The sequence below is a fragment of the Hungatella hominis genome, from assembly GCF_014288005.1.
In the GTDB taxonomy this organism is placed as follows: domain Bacteria; phylum Bacillota; class Clostridia; order Lachnospirales; family Lachnospiraceae; genus Hungatella; species Hungatella effluvii.
Genome location: NZ_JACOPB010000002.1, coordinates 640310 through 662553, shown reverse-complemented (window position 1 = coordinate 662553; position 22244 = coordinate 640310). Strand labels below are relative to the sequence as shown.

At 48.8% G+C, this 22244-nt stretch carries 19 protein-coding genes; 18 read left to right on the top strand and 1 reads right to left on the bottom strand.

From position 1 onward, the window contains the following. Window positions 1-2 precede the first annotated feature (2 nt). Window positions 3-1508, top strand: a complete 1506-nt coding sequence (gene arfA, locus H8S75_RS07255; RefSeq protein ID WP_187020363.1) for an arabinosylfuranosidase ArfA — start codon at window positions 3-5, stop codon at window positions 1506-1508. Window positions 1509-1692: 184 nt separating this feature from the next. On the opposite strand, the gene H8S75_RS07250 is transcribed toward arfA, so the two are convergent. After that, window positions 1693-2862, bottom strand: coding sequence for a LysR family transcriptional regulator (locus H8S75_RS07250; RefSeq protein ID WP_187020361.1), 1170 nt, complete (start codon window positions 2860-2862; stop codon window positions 1693-1695). Here H8S75_RS07250 and H8S75_RS07245 point away from each other — a divergent pair. From H8S75_RS07245 to H8S75_RS07165, 17 genes are all read left to right on the top strand, one after another. Next, window positions 2819-3688 (top strand): NAD(P)-dependent oxidoreductase, encoded by an 870-nt coding sequence (locus H8S75_RS07245; RefSeq protein ID WP_187020359.1) that lies wholly within the window; start codon window positions 2819-2821, stop codon window positions 3686-3688. The genes H8S75_RS07250 and H8S75_RS07245 overlap by 44 nt on opposite strands. A 31-nt stretch (window positions 3689-3719) precedes the next feature. After that, window positions 3720-4235, top strand: a complete 516-nt coding sequence (locus tag H8S75_RS07240) for a fumarate hydratase C-terminal domain-containing protein (protein ID WP_349768875.1) — start codon at window positions 3720-3722, stop codon at window positions 4233-4235. An 8-nt stretch (window positions 4236-4243) separates the two neighbouring features. Then, the gene (locus H8S75_RS07235) at window positions 4244-5107 is read left to right on the top strand and encodes a fumarate hydratase (RefSeq protein WP_187020356.1); all 864 of its coding nucleotides are present in this window, start codon (window positions 4244-4246) and stop codon (window positions 5105-5107) included. A 118-nt stretch (window positions 5108-5225) separates the two neighbouring features. Continuing rightward, window positions 5226-6122 carry a DUF6282 family protein gene (locus H8S75_RS07230; protein ID WP_187020354.1) on the top strand — a complete coding sequence of 299 codons (897 nt, stop codon included), beginning with the start codon at window positions 5226-5228 and terminating at the stop codon, window positions 6120-6122. A 47-nt stretch (window positions 6123-6169) separates the two neighbouring features. Beyond that, on the top strand, window positions 6170-7198 hold the full coding sequence (locus H8S75_RS07225) for a TAXI family TRAP transporter solute-binding subunit (protein ID WP_187020353.1): 1029 nt from the start codon (window positions 6170-6172) through the stop codon (window positions 7196-7198). Window positions 7199-7225: 27 nt separating this feature from the next. Further along, window positions 7226-9100 carry a TRAP transporter permease gene (locus tag H8S75_RS07220; RefSeq protein ID WP_187020351.1) on the top strand — a complete coding sequence of 625 codons (1875 nt, stop codon included), beginning with the start codon at window positions 7226-7228 and terminating at the stop codon, window positions 9098-9100. Window positions 9101-9102: 2 nt separating this feature from the next. Next, on the top strand, window positions 9103-9810 hold the full coding sequence (locus H8S75_RS07215) for an RraA family protein (RefSeq protein WP_187020349.1): 708 nt from the start codon (window positions 9103-9105) through the stop codon (window positions 9808-9810). A 2-nt stretch (window positions 9811-9812) separates the two neighbouring features. Beyond that, window positions 9813-10016 (top strand): 2-hydroxymuconate tautomerase, encoded by a 204-nt coding sequence (gene thmT, locus H8S75_RS07210; protein WP_006774379.1) that lies wholly within the window; start codon window positions 9813-9815, stop codon window positions 10014-10016. A gap of 146 nt (window positions 10017-10162) precedes the next feature. Then, on the top strand, window positions 10163-11860 hold the full coding sequence (locus H8S75_RS07205) for an AAA family ATPase (RefSeq protein WP_187020347.1): 1698 nt from the start codon (window positions 10163-10165) through the stop codon (window positions 11858-11860). A gap of 212 nt (window positions 11861-12072) precedes the next feature. Beyond that, the gene (locus H8S75_RS07200; protein WP_187020345.1) at window positions 12073-13170 is read left to right on the top strand and encodes an aldose epimerase family protein; all 1098 of its coding nucleotides are present in this window, start codon (window positions 12073-12075) and stop codon (window positions 13168-13170) included. After that, on the top strand, window positions 13167-14186 hold the full coding sequence (locus H8S75_RS07195; RefSeq protein WP_187020344.1) for a LacI family DNA-binding transcriptional regulator: 1020 nt from the start codon (window positions 13167-13169) through the stop codon (window positions 14184-14186). Before H8S75_RS07200 ends, H8S75_RS07195 begins: the two co-directional genes overlap by 4 nt. Window positions 14187-14200: 14 nt before the next feature. After that, window positions 14201-17449 carry an alpha-mannosidase gene (locus H8S75_RS07190; protein ID WP_187020343.1) on the top strand — a complete coding sequence of 1083 codons (3249 nt, stop codon included), beginning with the start codon at window positions 14201-14203 and terminating at the stop codon, window positions 17447-17449. 19 nt (window positions 17450-17468) lie between these two features. Then, complete coding sequence (locus tag H8S75_RS07185; RefSeq protein ID WP_187020341.1) at window positions 17469-18356, top strand: LysR family transcriptional regulator; 888 nt, start codon at window positions 17469-17471, stop codon at window positions 18354-18356. 197 nt (window positions 18357-18553) lie between these two features. Then, window positions 18554-19987 carry an amidohydrolase gene (locus tag H8S75_RS07180; RefSeq protein ID WP_187020340.1) on the top strand — a complete coding sequence of 478 codons (1434 nt, stop codon included), beginning with the start codon at window positions 18554-18556 and terminating at the stop codon, window positions 19985-19987. Between the two features lie 59 nt (window positions 19988-20046). Then, complete coding sequence (locus H8S75_RS07175; RefSeq protein ID WP_002604902.1) at window positions 20047-20766, top strand: DUF5058 family protein; 720 nt, start codon at window positions 20047-20049, stop codon at window positions 20764-20766. A gap of 27 nt (window positions 20767-20793) precedes the next feature. Beyond that, the gene (locus tag H8S75_RS07170) at window positions 20794-21516 is read left to right on the top strand and encodes a hypothetical protein (RefSeq protein WP_187020338.1); all 723 of its coding nucleotides are present in this window, start codon (window positions 20794-20796) and stop codon (window positions 21514-21516) included. 235 nt (window positions 21517-21751) lie between these two features. Next, window positions 21752-22234, top strand: coding sequence for a nucleoside deaminase (locus tag H8S75_RS07165; RefSeq protein WP_187020336.1), 483 nt, complete (start codon window positions 21752-21754; stop codon window positions 22232-22234). Window positions 22235-22244: the final 10 nt, after the last annotated feature.

The following is a 22244-nucleotide window of genomic DNA, read 5'->3' as shown; positions in this document are numbered from 1 at the left end:
GCATGAAAAAAGCGGTAATTAAGATTGACAGGGATTATAAAATCGGCCCGGTCGACAACCGGATTTACGGTAATTTCATCGAGCATATTGGCAGAGCGGTCTATGGCGGAATCTATGATCCGGGCCATCCGCTGGCGGATGATATGGGATTTCGAAAGGATGTGATCGCACTCACAAAGGAACTGAAGGTTCCCATTGTGCGGTATCCGGGCGGCAACTTCGTCTCCGGCTACAACTGGGAGGACGGAATCGGGCCGAAGGAGCTGCGGCCGAGAAGAACGGAGCTGGCATGGTTTGCCATCGAAGACAATCAGGTGGGGACGGATGAGTTCTGTGAGTGGAGCCGCCGTGCAGATACGGATGTGATGATGGCCGTGAACCTGGGGACGAGAGGCGCGGACGCCGCCCGCAATCTGGTGGAATACTGCAACTTCCCGGGAGGCACCTACTGGAGCGATCTGCGAATCAAAAACGGTTATCGCGATCCCCACGGTGTGAAGCTCTGGAATCTGGGAAATGAAATGGACGGCCCGTGGCAGATCGGCCACAAAACGGCAGAAGAGTACGGACGCGCGGCCTGCGAGACAGCCAAGGTCATGAAATGGGTGGACCCGTCAATTGAGCTGGTGGCCTGCGGAAGCTCCAACTCGGGTATGAACACGTGCTATGAGTGGGAGGCCACAGTGCTGGATCATACCTATGACTTTGTGGATTACGTTTCCATGCATCAGTACTACGGAAATGAGAAAAACGATACGCCCAGCTTCCTGGCCAATACCATGGATATGGACCGTTTTATCAACCACATCGTCTCTGTCTGCGACTACATACAGGCGAAGAAGCGCTCCAAAAAGGTTCTGAACATCTCCTTTGACGAGTGGAATGTCTGGTATCACGCATTTGCGGATAATGCCAAAGCGGAGAAATGGAGAGAGAAACCGGCGTACAATGAGGATCAGTATAACTTCGAGGACGCCCTTTTAGTGGGCGGCATGATGATTACGCTCCTAAAGCACGCCGACAGGGTAAAGGTTGCCTGCATGGCTCAGCTGGTCAATGTCATCGCGCCGATCATGACGGAAAACGGCGGAAGAATCTGGAAACAGACCATCTACTACCCATACCTTCACACTTCTCTCTACGGCAGAGGAACAGCCTTAAATGTGCTGGTGGACGCTCCTAAGTACGACTGTAAGGAGTACACCGATGTGCCGGCTCTCGAGAGCATTGCAGTGGAGAGCGGGGATGGAGCATATGTGACCATATTCGCCATGAACCGCGGCGAGGATGACCTGGAAGTGACCTGCTGTCTACGGGATTATCCGGGCTGCCGTGTGGAAGAGTTTATCACCATGGCGGGATACGATTTGAAGCAGTATAATACGGCGGACCAGCCGGACCGCGTGATTCCGCAGTCCTCCAGTGCCTATGAGATGGAGGGAGACTGCCTTACGGTTACGTTCTCGTCTTATTCCTGGAATGTTGTGAGGGTGAGAGTGGGGAAATAGATTTAATGAATTGAAGAAGTATCATAATTTACAAAGGCGGCAGCACCATATTCATATAATTGGTTCTGCCGTCTTTTAATCTTATCCTTTCTATTAAATGGTAAAAAATGGATATACCGGCAAAACGAAAAAAGCGGTCTTCTGTATGGTATAGTTATGATACCGGAATACAGAAAACTGCTTTTTATATCTTCGTCTGAATTCTGTCCATCACACATTTATGCTCTTTGTATATCTGTTGAATAATATGAATACTGCTGGATAATGGTTTGCTCAGATACTTATTTTTGTGATAGAGCAGGAGTGTTTTTCTGGTTCCCTGAAATTCCATGACAGGAAACACATGCAGTGATTCAAAACATTTTGGCTGAGTATCATACAAGTGCTTTAAAAGCATGGGGGTACTGAAAAATACACCATATCCTTCCGCGCAGAGAGATACAAGAGAGCTGGTCAGTGATGTTTTTATGCGCATAAACGGCGGTGTGCCATTCTGGACGAGCTTTGATACGATCGCCTCGTGCAGGCGGCTGGAGGCAGGATGTAAAAACATTGGAACATGGGAAAAATCGGATAAAGACACACCCTCCATAAAGGCTGTTTTACAGGCTGGATATTGATCACTGAAATATTTGCGGAGCAGCCCATCCGAGATAATCAGATATAGATCTTCCGTTTCCAGAGGGACGATTTCACATAAATCTGAATCAAAATACTCATATTTTGAGACGAGTGGGAGTGCAAGGTCAATCTCGTTATTTTTAACAGCCGCAGATAAATCAGGAGATGTTTTTTCAACCAGATGTATGGTCATGTTCGGATATTCGCTGGAAAAATGCGGAGTAAATTCGCAGACAAATGCTGTCGACCTGTTTGGCGGCAGTCCAATGGTAATTTCGCCAACAAATTCGTCCTGCATGGTAATAAACTGGTTCAGCAGCTGATTCTCCCGGTCTATAATATCTCGTGCTGCCTCCAAAAGCATCTGTCCGGAGGGCGTCAGCTTCAGAGATGGTTTGCGTTCAAAAAGTTGTACCTTATAGGTACTTTCGAGATGCTTGATGTGAAGACTTACAGCCTGCTGAGAAGTATAAAGAGCTTCAGCGGCCTTTGTAAAGCTCATTAGTTCCGTCACCTTGATAAAGCATTGAATATCGGTCATATTCATAATTAGGTTCTCCTTGCATAAAGACAAGTTTTTTGTTGTGACTTTGACAAAAAAAACAATATTTTCTTTTAATTTTAAACGAATTATAATGGAAATACAATAAAAATTTTTGTTGATAACAGAGAATGAGAAGGAGAAGATTATGATAGTCGGTTTTATCGGTTTTGGCGAAGCGGCATCGTCCATCGCGCTGGGGCTGCGCGGAGAAGGTATCGACAGAATGGTGTGCTATGATGCCATGCAGGATGATGAACGTATGAGTGAAATCATGAAGGAGAGGGTAGCAGCCTGCCAGGGAGAAAAAGTGGAGAGTGCTGCAGCGGTATGCCGGAAATCGGATGTGGTGATTTCAGCGGTTCCTTCCAACTATGCGGTATCCGCTGCTGAAGATGCAGCGGCGGGAATTAAAGAAGGACAGCTCTTTCTGGATGTGTCTACAGCGACACCTATAGAAAAGAAAAAGATCAGTGAGATGGTAAAGGCCAGGGGAGGCCGGCTTATTGACGGAGCGATGATGGGGGCATTGCTAAAGAGTAAGCATCAGGTGCCGATGTTGTTGAGCGGCGATGGTGCGAAAGCCTTTCGGGATAAAATGGAGCCATACCATATGTGCCTGGAAGTCGTGGAGGGGGAGGCCGGGACTGCGACGAGTATTAAGTTCATACGCAGCATTACAGCAAAAGGACTTAGCTGTTTGCTGATTGAATCACTGCAGGCGGCACAGCGGTTTGGCGTGGAGCAGACGATTGTAGACTCGTTTGTGGATACTTTTGGGCCAGAATTCATTGGAATTATCAACGGATATGTCTCGGGGGCGATTATTCATGCGGAACGGCGTGAACATGAGCTGAAAAATGTTGTTGATTTCTTACAGAGTGAAATGCTGCCATATACAATGGCCGAAGCTACTCGGACAAAGCTGCAGTGGCTGGCCGATCATCATGTAAAGGATAACTTTGAATCCGGTGTTGCCCGTGATTGGAAAAAGGTATTGGAGGGATGGAAGCTGTAGCACATACCGGTAAACGTATTCAAAAGGAGAAGTGAGTGATTTGATAAAGATTAATGTTCCGTTTAGAGACAAAGAATGCAGTCTCAAAGCTGGTGATCTGATTGAGATGAGCGGAAAAATATATTGCGGCCGTGATGCGGTACTTCCACATGTCGTGGAGCTGGCGAAGAGAGGGGGGCTATCGGAGCGCGGTATTGACCTGGAGGGGGCTGTAATTTTTCATACTGCTGTAAGCTGTGCCGGCATAGCGCCAACTACTACGAGTAAGCCGGAAATTGAGGGATCGATTATACCATTATCAGAAAAAGGAGCTAAGTTCCATCTTGGAAAAGGCAGGCTCCTTCCTGAGACCATTGAGGGTTTAAAAAAAAATAGGGCGTATTTTCTGATTACTCCGCCGGTATCTGCATTACTGACTGCTTCGATGAGTGAATGCCGCGCGGTACTGCATCCGGAATTTGGGATGGAAGCATTCTATGAGATCACGGTAAAAGATTTTCCGGCAATTGTTGCAGTGGCTGACGGAGAAAGTGTTTTTTCGAATTAGGGGGGCATATGGTATTTTTAAATAAAGTGACAGATGATGTCGCTCGGATGGTGGTAGATGCAAGCTCTCACTGGCGAGACGATCAGGTTGCCTGCTGGAAACAGGCATGTGCAGAGGAAGAGATTCCACATGCAAAATGGGCAATGGAAAATTTTATTAAAAATGCAGCTGTTGCAGATAAAAAACATTGTGCATTATGTGATGACACAGGGACGCCGCACCCGTTTCTGGAAATTGGAGATGAAGCCGTCCTTCCGGCTGGATTTTTGGCGGCAATGGAAGAGGGGATTAGAAAGGGATTAAATGACCTGCCGGCGCGTCCGATGGGAGTATGCGGAGACGAATTAGAGCGCATTTCACAGTGCAAAGGCCTATATGACGAGCCTGGTATGTTAAAACCCGCTCCTACACAAATCCGCCGTATGGCGGGAAGTAAAATTCGTTTCACCGTCCTGATGCTTGGAGGAGGACCAGAGATCAGGAGCAGAACCCAGGCTTTATTTCACATGCATTCTCTGGATCATGTAGTTGAGGAGATGATTGCATGGGCGGTTCCGCAGGTAGCAGCGCTTGGATGCCAGCCGTGTACACTGTCATTTGGCCTTGGGCGTACGGCTGTGGAAGCCTCTTCACTCTCTCTTGAGGCAATGAAAGACGGACGCTATGATATGCAGAGTGAGATAGAGAAACGCATCACGGACGCAGTCAACGGAAAGGGGATTGGACCGATCGGTTTGGGTGGTGCCAGTTCGGTGCTTGCTACATTTATTAAAATTGGAGACATGCGTGCGAGCGGCTTCCGGGTGGTTTCGATGCGCCCGAACTGCTGTATGGAGATTCGTAAAGCATCCTGTGAATGGGAGACTTTATGATAACGGAAACAAAGTCACTGCACTAAGCTCGTGAAAGACCTCACTAAGTGCCAGTGACATGTATCGCACGTAAGCGGCTAAAAGACAGCCGCTAAGTGCTCATAACAAGGAGGAGAGTATGAGAGAACTAATTCAAGGGGCATATGATCTTCATGTGCATACAGCCCCGGATGTGCTGCCAAGAAGACTCGACGATTTCGAGATGGCACAGCGGGTAATGGACAGTGGGATGGCTGGATTTGCAATGAAGTCTCATTACTTTTGTACGGGAGAACGCGCTGCAATGACCAGGAAGCTTTATCCCGCATGCGATGCAGTGGGGACAATTACACTAAATGGTTCGGTAGGGGGAATCAATCCTGCAGCTGTGGAGATGGCAGCACGCGCTGGTACGAAGCTTGTCTGGTTTCCAACCAGTGATTCTGCGCATGAGCAAAATCTTACATTGGGTGGAGACCGGAATCCGGATAAAAAACTTCCGTACTGGGCGCAGGTAGTTCTGCAGATGCGTGAAGAGGGAATTGACAATCCTGTTATCCGCGTGGTCGGTGAAGACGGGAGGCTGACAGAAGCGACGCATCAGGTTCTGGAGGTGATTGCAAGACATCAAATGATCCTGGCAACGTCGCATCTTTCACATGAGGAGACATTTGCTCTTGTAAGGGCGGCGAAAGAACACCGGGTAGAGCATATTATTATTACACATGTGGACTTCCCAACCACATTTTACACGGTAGAAGAACAAATGGAACTGCTGCGCTGCGGTGCTTATATGGAACATTGTTTTGTTACATACAATTCTGGAAAAGTAGCCTTTGAAGTAGTGTTGGAACAGATACGTGCGATTGGAGCCAGCCATATCATTCTCTCTACGGATTTAGGACAGAAAACAGGAATATATCCGGATGAGGGTCTGGATCAGTTTGTGACATGCCTGTATGATCGGGGTATTTCAGAAGGGGATATAAAGAAAATGACAAGTCATAATCAGCGGATACTGCTGGGAAAAGCATAACTGACATCACACGCAGTATTTATTACAGAGAGAACAGGGGGTTTCAAATGAAGAGAAAAAATACAGGTTTGGCGATGCTGGTGTTGGCAGCTGTTTTCATGACTGCGGCATGCAGCCCGACAGGTGTAAACAGTACAACGGGGAAATCCGGCAGTACGGCGGCCGAAGGTGCTTCAAGTGGCGGAACACATTATGACCTGACACTGGGAACCGCGGCCAGTACTGGTACTTATTATGTTGTCGGCGCTGCAATTGCTAATGAAGTCAATACAAAGAATCCCGACTTAACGGTTGTGGCACAGACTACAAATGGAGGGGTGGAGAATGTAAACCTTTGTATGTCAGGAGAGATGGATCTTGGCATGACAAATGCAGATGCTGCCTACTGGTCATCGCATGGCGGCGGCAGTGGTTTTTATGAAATCTATGCAGAACCAGGCAATGTAAAAGGCGTTATGCGTCTGTATGAGAGCCAGGGGCATATGATTACAACGGCAAATTCAGGCATAGAGACGTATGAGGATTTAAGGGGCAAGACAGTTTGTCTTGGACCGCCAAGCAGTACGATTCCCGCTATGTCTATCGCAATTTTGGAAGCCTACGGTATCAATACTGATTCGGATATCAAAGCGGTTTACTACTCCATTGACGAGGGGCTCGAGAAACTGACGGATGGTGTGATTGATGCTACATTTTTTGTCGCCTCGGCACCAGCATCTGGTCTTACGAGTGCTTCTGCTACCTCTGATTTAAAGTTTGTTGACGCAGGAGAGGAGATCCTTAAGCAGGTAGTAGAGAAGTACCCATACTATACCGCTGCGACTACAAAAGAGGGGGCATATCCAAATATGAATTCCGTGAATACACTGAAAATATATACGGAAATCATTGCATCCGGAGATGTTCCTGAAGAGGCGGTCTATCAATTTGTGAAAGGGGCACTGGAAGGACAGCCTGATTATGTAGACGCACATGTGGCATGTCAGGAAATAAATGCGGAGACTGCAGCTTCTGCGGCGGCCAAACTGCATCCTGGTGCGGCGCGTTACTACAGGGAGCTGGGATTGATTGACTAGAGCGTTAACTTGTGAAAGGAATTGTTTATGACAGAAAAATTAAAACACCAGAAGATGGTAGATATGATCGCACTTGGCATGTCTGTAGTACTTTGCCTGTTCCATATGTTTTCTGCCTCCTACGGAACTTGGACCTCCTACGTCCTGGCGGCGGTTCACTGGGGCTTTATTGGAAGTTATATTGTGCTCAGGAAGCCCACAAAACTTAAGTATATCGGACCAGTGTACGATGCCGTTATTATTATGCTGACGATTTATACCTGTTATCATCAGGTTGCCATGCAGGAGCGTCTGGTCACGCAGGCAGGACTTTATACCACAGAGGATATCATTGTAGCGGTAATAGCTGTACTGCTTGTGCTGGAAGTCGGACGGCGGGCTGTAGGGAAGATTCTCCCTTTAATCGGGGTTGCGTTTCTTCTGTACTGCTATTTTGGGAATATGGTACCAGGGCTGATGAAGACAACCAGGTTTACAGTGAACCGAATTGCGATTTTTATCTATACCTCCAGTGATGGAATCTTTGGACAGACCCTGTACGTGAGTGCGAAGTATATATTCCTGTTCATTTTGTTCGGGAGCATTCTGGAACTTACAGGCGCCGGCGCATTTTTCGTGGATCTGGCATTTGCGTTTGTGGGTAAGGCGAGGGGAGGCCCGGCACAGGCTGCGGTTTATTCCAGTATGCTGATGGGAACTATCAATGGTTCAGGGGCCGCAAATGTAGTAACGACAGGTACCTTTACCATACCACTGATGAAAAAAATTGGCATTCGGCCGAGTACTGCGGGCGCCATAGAGGCAGTTGCATCGTCTGGCGGCCAGATTATGCCGCCGGTTATGGGGGCTGTGGCATTTCTGATGGCTGAGATGACAGGGATCGACTATGCCAAGATTGCATTGGCGGCGTTGGTTCCGGCAATTCTTTATTATATGACATTGTCATTGTCAGTATATTTGATTGCCCGCAGAGATAATATTGCGGCCGGCAATCCTGAGGATATTAAAAAACCGTGCGAGGTATTGAAAGAGGGCTGGTTGTTTATTGTTCCTTTGTTTGTACTGGTGGCACTTATCATTTCAGGCATGAGTGTTCAATTATCTGCGTTTTACAGTATTATCGTAACATTAATTGTTGGTTTTATTAAAAACCGCAGGAATATGACTGTTGGAAATATATTAGGAGCCTGCGAGAATTCGGTGAAAAGTATCGCCCCGGTAGCGGCTGCATGTATATTGGCAGGTATCATCATGGGCTCCATGAGTCTTACCGGTTTTGGACTTAAGATCAGCAGCCTGATCGAAATGATATCCGGAGGAAATTTATTGTTTGCACTATTGCTTTCCATGGCAGCCAGCCTTCTGCTTGGTATGGGACTTCCGACATCGGCGGCATATATGGTATTGGCGGTATTGGTTGCTCCTGTATTGCTGAACCTTGGAGTGAGTAAAATGGCGGCACATTTGTTCTTGCTGTATTTCGGCGCGATTTCTACAATTACACCTCCTGTTGCACTGTCGGTATTTGCTGCTTCCGGAATATCAGGGGCGGGGGTATGGGAAACTGGCTGGGATGCGCTGAAGCTTGCATCAACCGGATTTATTATTCCATTTATCTTTGCCTTTGATAATAGTCTGCTGCTGATGGGAAATCCGGGAATGATTGTGATTGCAGTAGTCACCGCAGTCATAGGCTGCATGATTTTGTCAGTGGCAGTGTCGGGATGGCTGGTACATAATTTGAATGTAGGTACAAGACTGCTTTTGCTGGTTGCGGGTGTGTGTATGATTATTTCAAATCCGTTATGGATTAATGCGGCAGGTTTGGCGCTTGCCGTTATCGTAATAGTTACGGTTTTAAGAGCAAATCAAAAGAATACAAAAACTGAGGGGGTATGTTAATTATGAAAAATTATTATGAGTTACCGGAATTAATTTCTGAAGATCTTATTGAGCGCGCATCTAAGCTGAGCTCAGCAAATATTTGTGATGGTCTAAGCAAGCTTGGACTTCTTGCGGGCCGTTGTATGAGCGGACAGATTAAACCGGTTTCAGATAAAATGAGTGTTGTCGGGACCGCTTGTACTGTGGAAACAAAAGATGGTGACAATCTGCCGCTGCATGTTGCAATTTATAACTGCAGGCCCGGATACGTAATTGTTGTAAGTGGAAAGGCCTTTGAAGAGAGGGCTTATATGGGTGACTTGATGGGCGGCGCGGCAGAGGCAATCGGTGTGTCAGGTATTATCGTCGACGGATATATACGTGACAAGACAGGTCTTGATGAAATCGGAATGCCGATGTTCAGCAGAGGTTATAAGCCGGCGAGTCCGGCAAAAAAAGGACCAGGAGGATTGAATATCCCGGTCGAATGTGGCTCTGTCCTGGTAAACCCGGGAGATTTAATTGTTGGAGACTATGACGGAGTGGTGGTTGTACCGAGAGAAAAAATAAAAGAAGTTTTAGAGGCGGCAGAAGTAAAAGTTGCTTACGAGGAAAAAAGGGTGGCCGCTATCAATGAGTACAGGAGATGCAAGACAGAAGGTTCTGATTTGCCGGATTTGACACCTGCATGGGTTAAAGAAATGATGGAACAGAAACGGGAGGCGTAATTATGCCGCGAATTCAGATTCAAATGCTTAAGGGACGAACAGCAGAGCAAAAACGGCGACTTGCTAAAGGTGTAACAGAAGCGGCGTCGGAAGCGCTTGGAATATCACAGGAGCGCATTTCACTCATTATGCTGGAGGTGGAAGAAGACCAACTGGCACACGGTGGCCTGTTATGGTGCGACAGAGAGGTGAAGCCTCCGATTTAATGATGGGGATAATACCTGTTTCCCTTTTTTATGGGGAGTGCAATTAAATTTGTCCGTTTCGGCTGGAATAATGACTCTGCCCTTGTGTTTCCACATGGAACAGGATATAATTTTTATATCGCATGTGGTGTGTAAGGAGGATTTCAATGCAGAAAAAGCCTTTGCCTGTAGGAATTGATGATTTTGAAAAGTTAATTAGAAATAATTACTACTATGTAGATAAAACTCTTTTTATCAAGGAACTGCTTGATAAAAAGGGGGAGGTAAACTTGTTTACCCGGCCGAGAAGGTTTGGCAAGACCTTAAATCAAAGCATGATCCGCTTCTTTTTTGAGAATACCGGAAGCCTGGAAGGAAATGAAGCGAATCAGGCCCTTTTCAAGGATCTGCAGATCATGAAGCAGGGAGATCGTTATACGCAGGAGATGAGCAGTTATCCGGTTATCAGTCTGTCTCTTAAATCCTCTAAGCAGCCGGATTGGGAATTAGCCTATGGCTGTTTGAAGGAGGAGATAGGAAGAGAATACTTAAGACACCGGATTGTGCTTGATTCTTTGAAGGTACCAGAGCAGAAAAGAAGATATGAGGATATTATGAATCTGAGTGGAAGCCAGCAGGACTTTGCCACATCGATTCGCTTTCTTTCCGAGTGTCTGTATCAACACTGGGGGAGAAAAGTCATCATTCTGATTGATGAGTATGATGTACCGCTTGAAAATGCCTGGTTTTCAGGATTTTATGATAATATGATAGGATTTATCCGATCGGTGTTTGAATCTGCGCTTAAGACGAATCCCTGTCTGGAATTTTCTGTTGTTACAGGCTGTCTGAGGATTACAAAGGAATCTATATTTACAGGTTTGAATAATCTGGATATTATTTCAATATTAAGCCGCTCTTATGATGAGTACTTTGGTTTCACCCAACAGGAAGTTGACAGGATGCTGCGGTATTATAATCTTGACATGAAAAGAGAGCTGATTAAATCATGGTATGATGGGTACTTGTTCGGTGATGCAGAAGTTTATAATCCATGGAGTGTGACAAACTATATCAAAGCACTGACTGTTTTTACCGATGAACTGCCGACGCCTTACTGGGCAAATACAAGCTCCAACAGCAATGTTCGCAGTCTGGTAGAACGGGCGGATATCTCTGTAAAGGAAGAACTGGAGATTCTGTTAGCCGGCGGAACGATAGAAAAACCTGTCCACGAAGAAATTACGTATGACAGTGTATACGATTCAGAGGATAACTTATGGAATTTTCTGTTTTTTACGGGGTATTTAAAACAGATATCCAGGAAGATGGAGAATGAAACCCAATACCTGACAATGGCGGTTCCAAATCTGGAAGTTAAGTATATTTTTAATAATACAATCACCAAATGGTTTCGCGATCAGATAAAAGTAAAAGATTTATCGCAAATGTATGCGGCCATGCTGGAAGGGGATGCCGATCAGTTTCAGGCAGAGTTATCCGGCCTGCTTCAGGAGAGCATCAGCTATATGGATACCCAGGAAGCTTTTTATCATGGCTTCATGATGGGTGTATTAAATAATCTAAGGGATTATCTGGTAAAGTCGAACCGTGAGAGTGGAAATGGGCGTCTGGATATACTGGTACGCAGCCACAATGTGTCAAAAACGCCAGTCATCATGGAACTGAAAGTATCCGAGACCTATAAAGGCATGGAAAATGCCTGTGACACAGCAATGCAGCAGATTGAAGAAAAAAAGTATGATTCCAGCCTGCCTGAGGAGGGATACACCGATGTTCTGCTCTATGGCATTGCATTCTTCAGGAAGCAGTGCAGAATTAAGGTACATCGCAAACGATTTTAAAAAGTACCAGTTCAGACGGCGGGAAAATTATGATTGCGTAAGGACATATGGAACTGCAGTTTCGCTTTGTAGAGGAAACTGCAGTTCCTGTTTTTTAACAGATAATATTCCCAATCTGCGCTCTAATTTAAAGCGTACTTCCGGCTTTCTGCTTGACGCACAGTGGAAAAAAAGATATACTTTCATTAACGTTAATGGAAAGGAAGTACATCATGAAAAGAACCATATTTGGAGCAGCAAAAGGAGCGCAGGAAGTCAGCCTTTTTACACTGAAAAACAGAAACGGCATGGAGATCACCATGTCGGATTTAGGAGCTGTGCTGACCAGAGTTATCGTGCCGGACCAGGAGGGCCATCCGCGCGACATAGTATTGGGATACGAGAGCCCGGAGGAGTACCGGAAGAATACGAATACATATTTCGGCTCAACAGTAGGGAGAAATGGTAACCGGCTGGAAGGCGCTGCGGTCACCCTGGAAGGGAAAGTCTATCATATGACGCCCAACGAAGGGAAGAACAATCTTCACAGCGGCCCTGACGGATATCAGATCCGTATGTGGGACGTGAAGGAGACGGCAGAGGACAGAAATGAGGTTACGTTTGTCCTGGAGAGCCCCGACGGTGACCAGGGCTTCCCGGGTAACTTAAAGCTGGAGGTCACCTATGCGCTGACCGATGAGAATGAGATACGCATCACCTATAAAGGCGTGTCGGATGCAGAGACTGTCTTTAACCCGACGAATCACAGCTATTTTAATTTAGGCGGCCACGACAGCGGCACGATTTTGAACCATGTGCTGACTCTGATGGCAGATTCCTATACGCCGGTCAGAGATTCCGCCTCGATTCCCACCGGTGAGAAGGCGGATGTGACGGGGACACCCATGGATTTCCGACAGGGGAAAGCGATTGGCCTCGATATCGATGCAGATTTTCAACAGTTACAGTATACCGGAGGATATGATCACAATTTCGTAATCAATCAGAATGCCGTCTCAGACGATACCACCACAGGTCTTTATAGAGCCGCTGTCGTTGTCTGTTCTGAGAGTGGGATTACCATGGAAGTGGATACGGACAGACCGGGTGTCCAGCTGTACGCAGGGAATTTCCTGAAAGAAGAGCCTGGAAAGGGCGGCGTGAAGTACGGAAAAAGATGTGGATTCTGCCTTGAGACCCAGTATTTTCCCAATGCAGCCAATGAACCGGCTTTTGCATCTCCCATCATAAAGGCCAATGAGCCGTGCGTGACGGAGACGGTATACCGCTTTAAAAGCCAGGGGTTTAAACAGGGCGGAGAAGGCAGATGAAGAAGAGAAGACCGGCCGTCACGTTAAAGGATATTGCTGCGAAGACCGGTTACAGCGTCAATACAGTTTCTAGGGCGCTGAGGGATAAAGACGATATCGCAGCCCCGACAAGAGAGATGATTCAGAAGACTGCGCAGGAAATGGGACATGTAAGCAACACGCTGGCGGCTTCCCTGCGTCTGGGATATACGAATACCATCGCGGTGATTTTAGGAGACATCTCCAATCCTCATTTTTCCATTATGATGAAGGAGATCGAGGGCCATGCGTGGAAAGCCGGATACACCTCCATTCTGTTTAACACCAATGAGAATGAGGAGCTGGAGCTGGCGGCGATTCAGTCCGCCCTCAATAAAAATGTGGACGGCATTATCATCTGTCCGGCGCAGAAGACACCGGACAACTTAACTTATTTAAAAGAGTCGGGCGTTCCCTTTGTGCTGATCGGGCGCCGTGACGAGGCATACAGCTACGTGGTCTGCAACGATGAACTGGGCGGGTATCAGGCGACGAAGGAATTACTCTCGGCCGGCCACCGGGATATTCTGCTCCTTCATGGGGCCACCTATATATCCAGCGCCAGGGAGCGTCTGGAGGGCTACTGCCGGGCGTTTCGCGAGGCGGGGGTTCCCGTGAATGAGCGGCTGATCCGCCAGGTTCCGGTGGTTTCCGACGGATGCGAGGCTGTTTTGACGGACTTAGAGAACGAGGGACAGGAGTATACTGCGATCTTTGCCTTCAGCGACATGCTGGCCTGGGAGGCCTGGTGCTGTCTGTTAAAACGCGGCAAAATGGTGCCAAAAGACTGTTCCATCATTGGCTTCGACCATATTGAGTCGCGGTTAAAGCTGCCCCTGGGCCTGACCTCTGTCAGCTCCTATAAGGGCAGGATGTCCGCCATGGCCGCACAGATTCTGGTGGAACAGATACAGGGAAGTGCAGAGATCAGGCAGGCGGTGATCGATACAGCGATTGCGGCGGGCGAGACGGTCAGAAATAGAAACGAGTATAATTAGGCGAGGACAAATAAATGGGGATTATGCATTCGGAATACAGAGACAGAATCAATCATTGGATCAGGACCCTGAAGGAAGATTTTTATACCCCGGCAGGTACGCTTGACTGGGAAGTATTTAAGACGATGGAGCAGCTGAGCTTTGAGGAAGCCGGCGAAAGAACGTATGAGAGGGTGGAACCCGGCTATACCTGGGGAGATACCTACGAATATGCGTGGTTCCGCACAAAACTCACGCTGCCGGAAGAAACTGCCGGAAAGAGAATTGTACTGAACTTATGTCCGGGCGGAGAATCTACGGTGTTTGTGAATGGCTCGGCGTTTGGCACGTACCGGGCTGACTGGGTGAAACAGCCCCACCATTTTCTGGTGGATAATACACTGACCCGGGAGGCGAAACCGGGAGACGTATTTGAGATCTGCATGGAGACATACGCCGGCCATTTCTACGCAGAAGCCCAGGACAGCGGCTGTTCCACCGGTCCGGTTCTTCCCGGACTTTACAGGGACGAGCTGGCTGAGGGAGCCAGAAGGACGCTGGGAGAAGGAACCTATGGAATCTGGGATGAAGACGCATACCAGCTTTTTATGGATGTGGAGACACTTTCCAGCCTGCTTAAGACCCTGGATGAGGATTCCCTGCGGGCGGCCAGAGTCGCGGAGGCGCTGGAACAATTCACACTGCTTGTGGATTTTGAGCAGGAGAAGGAGGCCAGGAGCCGGGATTACCGGAAAGCCCGCGCCATGCTGGAGCCGGTGCTTTCCGCTGTCAATGGTTCCACGATGCCGGTATTTTCCGCGATTGGAAACGCCCATCTCGATCTGGCATGGCTGTGGCCCATGGCGGAGACCTACCGGAAGACGGCCAGGACATTTGCGGCACAGCTGCGTCTGATGGAGGAGTATAAAGACTACAAATTTATCCAGAGCCAGCCGGCGTGTTATGAGATGTGCCGGAAATACTACCCGGAGCTGTTTGAGGAGATCCGAAAAGCGGTGAAAAACGGCCAATGGATCGCTGAAGGAGCCATGTGGGTGGAGCCGGATACGAATATGGCGGGCGGTGAGGCGCTGATCCGCCAGCTTCTGTACGGCAAGGCATACTATAAAGAAATGTTTGACGTGGACAGCAGGATGCTCTGGCTGCCGGATACCTTTGGCTACACTGCGGCGCTTCCTCAGATTCTGAGAAAATGCGGCGTCGATTATCTGGTCACGCAGAAGATCTTCTGGTCCTACAACGAAGGCGAGCAGTTCCCCTACCACTATTTTTCATGGAGAGGAATGGACGGAAGCGAGATAGAAGCCTTCCTTCCTACCAACTACACGTATTATACGTCCCCGGAAGAGATGAACACCGTGTGGAAGAAGCGGGTTCAGAAGCGGGATCTGGATACGTTCCTGATTCCGTACGGCTACGGAGACGGGGGCGGCGGTCCGACCAGAGATCACATCGAGTTCATAGAGCGTCAGAAGGATTTAGAGGGCGGTGTCCGCATCGAGATGGAGAACCCGGTCGATTACTTTGAACGCATGGAGAGCCGGGGGGGCCCGGCCAATACGTATGTGGGAGAACTGTATTTTACGGCCCACCGCGGCACCTACACTTCACAGGCCGCCATCAAAAAATGGAACCGGAGAGCAGAACTCACCATGAGAGACTTAGAACTGTGGGCGTCCGCCGCCGTATCCATGGCAGCAGGGCACGGCACAGAGCGCATTTCCGGGAACAATACGGAAAATGCCGCGGGCAGCGCTTACCAGTACCCCGCAGAGCAGACGGAACGCTTATGGAAGGAAACACTGCTGAACCAGTTCCATGATATTCTCCCCGGCTCCAGTATCCACCGGGTATACGAGGAAGCGGAGCGGTCTCTTGGCCGCGTCTGTGAGGAAGCGGAAAAACTCTGTGGAGAAGCGGTTTCAAGTCTTATAAAAGAGGGCGATGGAATTACCGTGTTTAACTCCCTTTCCTTCCTGCGCATCTGCCTGATCGATGTTCCGGAGGAGTATGAAAAAGGGTGCAGGACTCTGGAGGGAGAGACAATCCCTGTGTATACCGATGGAAAAACAGTTACTGCCAGAGTGGCAGTTCCGCCGATGGGAGCGGTTACGGTTGTTCCGTGCGAATGCGATGAGACAATACCTGGGGCGGTGAAAGAGACAGCACCCGCGGCGGTGAAAGAGACCGGATCCGTTCCAGCCCCATTCCCAACTCTGGCCGTAGTCATACCACAGGGGGACGGCTTCGTGATGGAAAATGACCGGCTCCGGGTAACCCTTGCCTCCAACGCGGAGATCACCTCCTATGTGCTGAAGGAGAGCGGAAGAGAATTTGCCAGGACACCGATGAACCATTTCCGCCTGTTTAAAGACGTGCCGAGAAAATTCGACGCCTGGGATATCGATTCCAATTATGCGGAACAGGAAATCGAGGGCGCCTTCGATGTGCACGTAGAGATTGTCTGCGCCGCAGGCGCCAGAGCAGTCCTGAGGGCGGCAGGAAAGATTGGCAGTTCTTCGTTCCGCCAGGATATCACTCTGGCAGTGGGAGAAAGCAGGGTAGAATTTGCGACAGAAGTTGACTGGCGTGAACTGCACAGGCTGTTGAAGGTCAGTTTCCCTACTGTTTTATATGGAGAGTATGGGATCAATGAGATGCAGTTTGGCTATGTGGAGCGCCCGATGCACCGGTCCAGGGCGTATGATAAAGACCGGTTCGAGGTGTGCAACCATCGGTACAGCGCCGTGTGTGACGGCGGCAATGGCTTCGCTGTCTTAAATGACTGTAAGTACGGAATCAGCATGGAGGACGGAGCACTGGAGCTGACGCTTCTACGCGCGGGAGCCTGCCCGGATATGCGGGCGGATAACCGGATTCATACCTTTACGTATGGAGCGGCGGCATGGAATGGAAGCTTCCATGAGAGCGATGTGGTCAGACAGGGGTATGAGATGAATGTAGCACCTCTTGTCGTAAACGGAAGAACAGATACTTTCTCATTGGCAGAGACCGGATCAGACCACGTGGTAATCGAGGCCGTGAAGCTTGCAGAGGATGGAAGCGGAGATGTAGTTTTCCGGCTTTATGAATGCAAGAAACGGATGGATTCGGCCGCTGTAAAGATCAATCTTCCGGTGAAATCCGCATGGCTGTGCGATATGCTGGAGAATAAGGAAGAGGAAGCCGCTGTGAGGGACGGCGTCATCAATCTGGACTTCAAGGCATTTGAGATAAAAACAGTGAGAATTGCTTTAAAATAATGGAAACAGGAGGCATCTCATGACGATTCAACAGCTCCAGTACGTATTGGAAATCAGCAGGACAGGTTCCGTATCGAAGGCGGCAAAGACGCTCTACCTTTCCCAGCCCAACTTAAGCAACGCCATTAAGAACCTGGAAAATGAGCTTGGAATTACCATATTTGAACGGACACCCATGGGGATGCAGCTGACGGCCAGCGGGATGAAGCTGGCGAAAAAGGCCACCTCCATCATGTCGGATATTCAGGAGATTACCAGCGGGATAAGCGCGGAAGAGGACTGTCTGTTCCGGCTCGTATATCCCCGTTACGTGCCTGCCTTCGAGGCATTCTGGGATTTGTGCACCGATTACCAGGAGATGGCTCATCTTCATTTTTCCTGTTATATCGGCGACGGGGAAAAGCAGGTGGAGGCGCTCTACAGAAATCTCTGTGACCTGGTAATCTATCTGGAGACAGGATCGTCCAGCTTTGCAAGGCTCTGTTCCGATCTCCACGTGAAATTTGTAAAGCTGAAGGATGTGTGCTTCTATGTGCAGCTGGCCGAAAACCATCCGCTGCTCCAGAAGCCGCATTTTGATATCGAAGAGCTGAAAAACTATCCCTATGTGGCGTTTTCGGATATCTATGAGAGAGATGCCAACTGGATGCCCTGGCAGGATATTGTTAATCCGAACCGGCTGATCTGCGTCCAGTCCACCTCCTCCCGGGTATCGCTGGTCTCCAATTCCCTGGCATTCAGCATCGTACTGCCCCATTCGGAGGAATATAACCGCGCCCATCACGTAGTCAGCATACCCTTTGACAACCGCCAGCTGGAACTGGGATACCTTTATCCCATGGATCGTGGTTTGAGCGATTATGCCAAAGAGTATCTGGAGTATTTTAAGAAGAGAATCAATTTTTAATTATAAAAACGCTGTGCAGAGACTGTCTGCCGGCGTTTTTATTTTATAAATGTGCAGTCTGTAATACAATGATTTTCAACATTATTCAATATCACCATATAGATTGTTTATATATCTCCATAAACGAATCATATTTCCTCCTAAACCCGAGTATCTGATAATATTAACTATAATAAATGCACAGAAGGAGAGGGAAAATGGAAGAAAAACAATTTATTCATGACATTGTGGCAGAAAAGGCAGATATCATTGCCGGAATCAACCGGGCCGTGTGGGATTATGCGGAATTTGGTTATCAGGAAGATCAGAGTGCGGAGAAGATCAAGGCGGTTTTAAGGCAGGAAGGCTTTGAGGTGGAAGAAGGGGTGGCGAAGATCCCTACCGCATTTGTGGGAAGATACGGAAGCGGTAAGCCTGTCATCGGAATTTTGGCCGAGTATGATGCTTTACCGGATTTAAGCCAGAAAGCCGGATGTGCGAAGCCATGTCCCATCGAAGGAAAAAAGTACGGACATGGATGCGGCCACAGCGCCCTGGGGGCAGGGGCTGCAGGGGCGGCGATTGCGGTGAAGGAGTATTTACAGAGGAGCGGAGTGGCGGGAACCGTGGAAATATACGGATGTCCGGCCGAGGAGACTGGATTCGGCAAGGCATTTATGGTAAAGGAGCACTGTTTTGACGGCATCGACGCGGCGTTCAGTTGGCATCCGATGGACGGCAACATGTCCATGTCGGTGAGAACGGTAGCCTATTATAAGGTCCGGTTCGATTTTAAAGGGACGACCGCCCACGCGGGAGCAGCTCCGGAGCTGGGGCGCAGCGCGCTGGATGCCTGTGAACTGATGAATGTGGGTGTGAATTACCTGCGGGAACACATTATTTCCGACGCCCGCGTGCACTATGCGTATTTAGACTGCGGCGGACAGGCTCCCAACATTGTACCGGATCACGCCTCACTTCTATACTTTATCCGTGCACCAAAGCTCGTTCAGAGCGGGGAGATCCTGGAGCGCATGAGAAAGATCGCGGAAGGGGCCGCGCTGATGACAGAGACGAAGGTAAGCATCAAGGTCCTGGGCGGCTTAAGCGACACAATTCCCAATCCAACGCTTTCCAGGCTTTTGTCCGATGCCTACTTAGAAACCGGCGCCCCGGATTTTGGGGAAGAGGAATTCGCCATTGCGAGAGACTTCCTGGCCGCCATGCCGCAGGAGCAGAGAGCGCGGGTGGTGAAAAACGGAGCAAAGCAGAACGGTATCAGCGAGGAAGAATTTGCGCAGCGGCCTCTCAATACCTTTATTATGCCTTACACGCCTGCCATGAGAGACAAAGTTATGACCGGCTCCAGTGACGTGGGAGACGTGAGCTATCAGGTGCCGACCGCTCAGATTACGGCGGCGGCGGGAATACCGGAGACTGGCGCGCATACGTGGCAGATGACGGCACAGGTAGGAACCTCCATCGGTGATAAGGCCAGCCAGGCGGCAGCGCGTGCGATTGCCCTGGCCTGTGCGAAGATCTATGGAAATCCGGAGATCCTCGATACCGCAAAGAAGGAACTGGAGGAGGAAACCGGCGGAGTATACCTTTCACCGATTCCCGAAGGAGTCCAGCCAGGAGCGATTTCCTAACCAGGAGAGAGTTCCTGACCGGGTGATGATCCCTACCATATAAAAAGGAGAAAAGAATCATGACATTTAACGAAATAATGAACAGTCCGCTTCTCTACGCGTTAGTCGGGGCGGGAATCGTATATATCCTGATATTCTGCGTAATTACACTGAGAAAAGCATACCGTCACGGTCTGGAAATCGGCCTGACAAAAGAGAAACTGAAGACGGCTATTACCTCATCGGCCATCTATTCCATCGTCCCCTCCATTTCCATCGTCATCGGTCTGTTCAGTCTTGCGGCTGTTCTGGGGGTCCCGTGGTCATGGTTCCGCTTATCCGTGGTGGGCTCCGTTACGTATGAACTGATGGCGGCCGACATGGTAGCCACGGGAGCCGGCTATGAATCCATCGCTGCGCTTAACGCGGCGGGAGATGCCTCCATTGTTGGTACAGTCATGTTTGTTATGAGTATTTGTATTCTGGGCGGTATTGTCGGCGTCCTGATCTTTGGAAAACGTGTGCAGACCAGTCTTCAGAAGGCGAAAAACACACATGGAGCGATGGGCGCTCTCCTGACAGGCGTACTGTCCCTGGCCATCATCGAAGCATTCCTTCCGATTCAGATCATGAAGGGACCGGTCTATCTGGCGGTAGTCGTCACCTCCTGCGTGATCGTCATGATACATATGGCTGTTATTAAGAAATTTAAGATTCTCTGGCTGCGAAATTTCGTTATGGCAGATACGCTTTTGCTGGGCATGGCGTCGTCCCTTTTGTGGGTCAGGATACTTGGTTAATGGGGAAAAGGAAAGGAAGGTATTATCATGGATAAAAATTACGAGACAAGCATCCACCGGACCGGGCGTATCGGCGTCATCATAGCAATCGGATTTATGCTGGGAATTCCTGCGGTCATATCCACGGTCTATGGCGTATGGCCGGAGAGCATCGGACAGATATTTGCGGTGGGAGGCGGACTGCTGGCGGTCTTTCTGCCCACAAATATAGCAGAGGTACTGAGCTACACGCCGATCCTGGGCTCCTCCGCGTACTTAACCTTTTTAACCGGTAATGTCATGAACTTAAAGATACCGGTAGTCATCAACGCCCAGGTGCTCACAGACACCTCGCAGGGCACGGATGAGGGAGACACGATTGCGACGATCGGCGTTGCGGTTTCCTCCATTGTTACCACACTGATTATTGTGCTGGGAGTTATTCTTCTGGTACCGCTCCGTCCGCTGCTTACGAGTCCGGCGGTTCAGACGGCGACTCAGTACCTGCTTCCTGCACTGTTCGGCGGAATTCTCTTAAGCTTTGTCAACGACGACTGCGGAGAATACGAAGCAAAGGGAAAATCACTCACCATGATCTTTCCGCTGATTCTGGTGTTTGTCATCAATGCATTTTACCCGTTGGGGGGTAAAGAGGGATTCGTAGTACTTTTGTGTATGGGTGTCACAGTCGTCTGTGCCCTGGTGATGTATAAGGCAGGGATAATCAAAATGACACTGAAGAGCGAATTAAAGGCCCGAAAGAAAAAATAATGAAAATGCAGGGGTGTGAATAATACCCTGATTAAAAAAGAGGATTGTCCACTCATTCGATTGAGCGGGCATTCCTCTTTTTTTAGGAGACATACTATATTTTTGTCTAATTTGTACAATTATTACTCTGTATATCGTATATCCTTCACATAGACATCATATCTTTTGCGTGTTATGATAGGTTCAAATAAAAGGTAATACCTATTACCTAATACTATTTACAGGAGGATTTTATATGAGTTACCAGAGCCATGAATACTACTTAAGACGTGCAATTGAGATATCCAAGGAGGCCCGTGCTGCGGGCAACACGCCCTTCGGAGCGCTGTTAGTGAACAAGGACGGAGACATTGTGATGGAGCAGGGGAATATCGAGATCACAGACAAAATCTGTACAGGTCATGCGGAAACAACTCTGGCCGCACGTGCATCCCATGAATTTACAAAGGATTTTCTCTGGGACTGTACCTTATATACCACAGCGGAACCATGCGCAATGTGTGCCGGCGCCATCTACTGGGCCAATATCGGCCGCGTAGTTTATGGCATGACCGAGCGCCGTTTGCTGGAGCTGACTGGCAGCAATGAGCAGAATCCAACCTTTGACCTTCCCTGCCGTGAAGTATTTGCCCGGGGACAAAAGGCAATTGAGGTGGTGGGGCCTGTTCCGGAAGTGGAAGTAGATGCAGCCAAAGTTCATGAAGGCTATTGGGACTAGCAGGAGGACT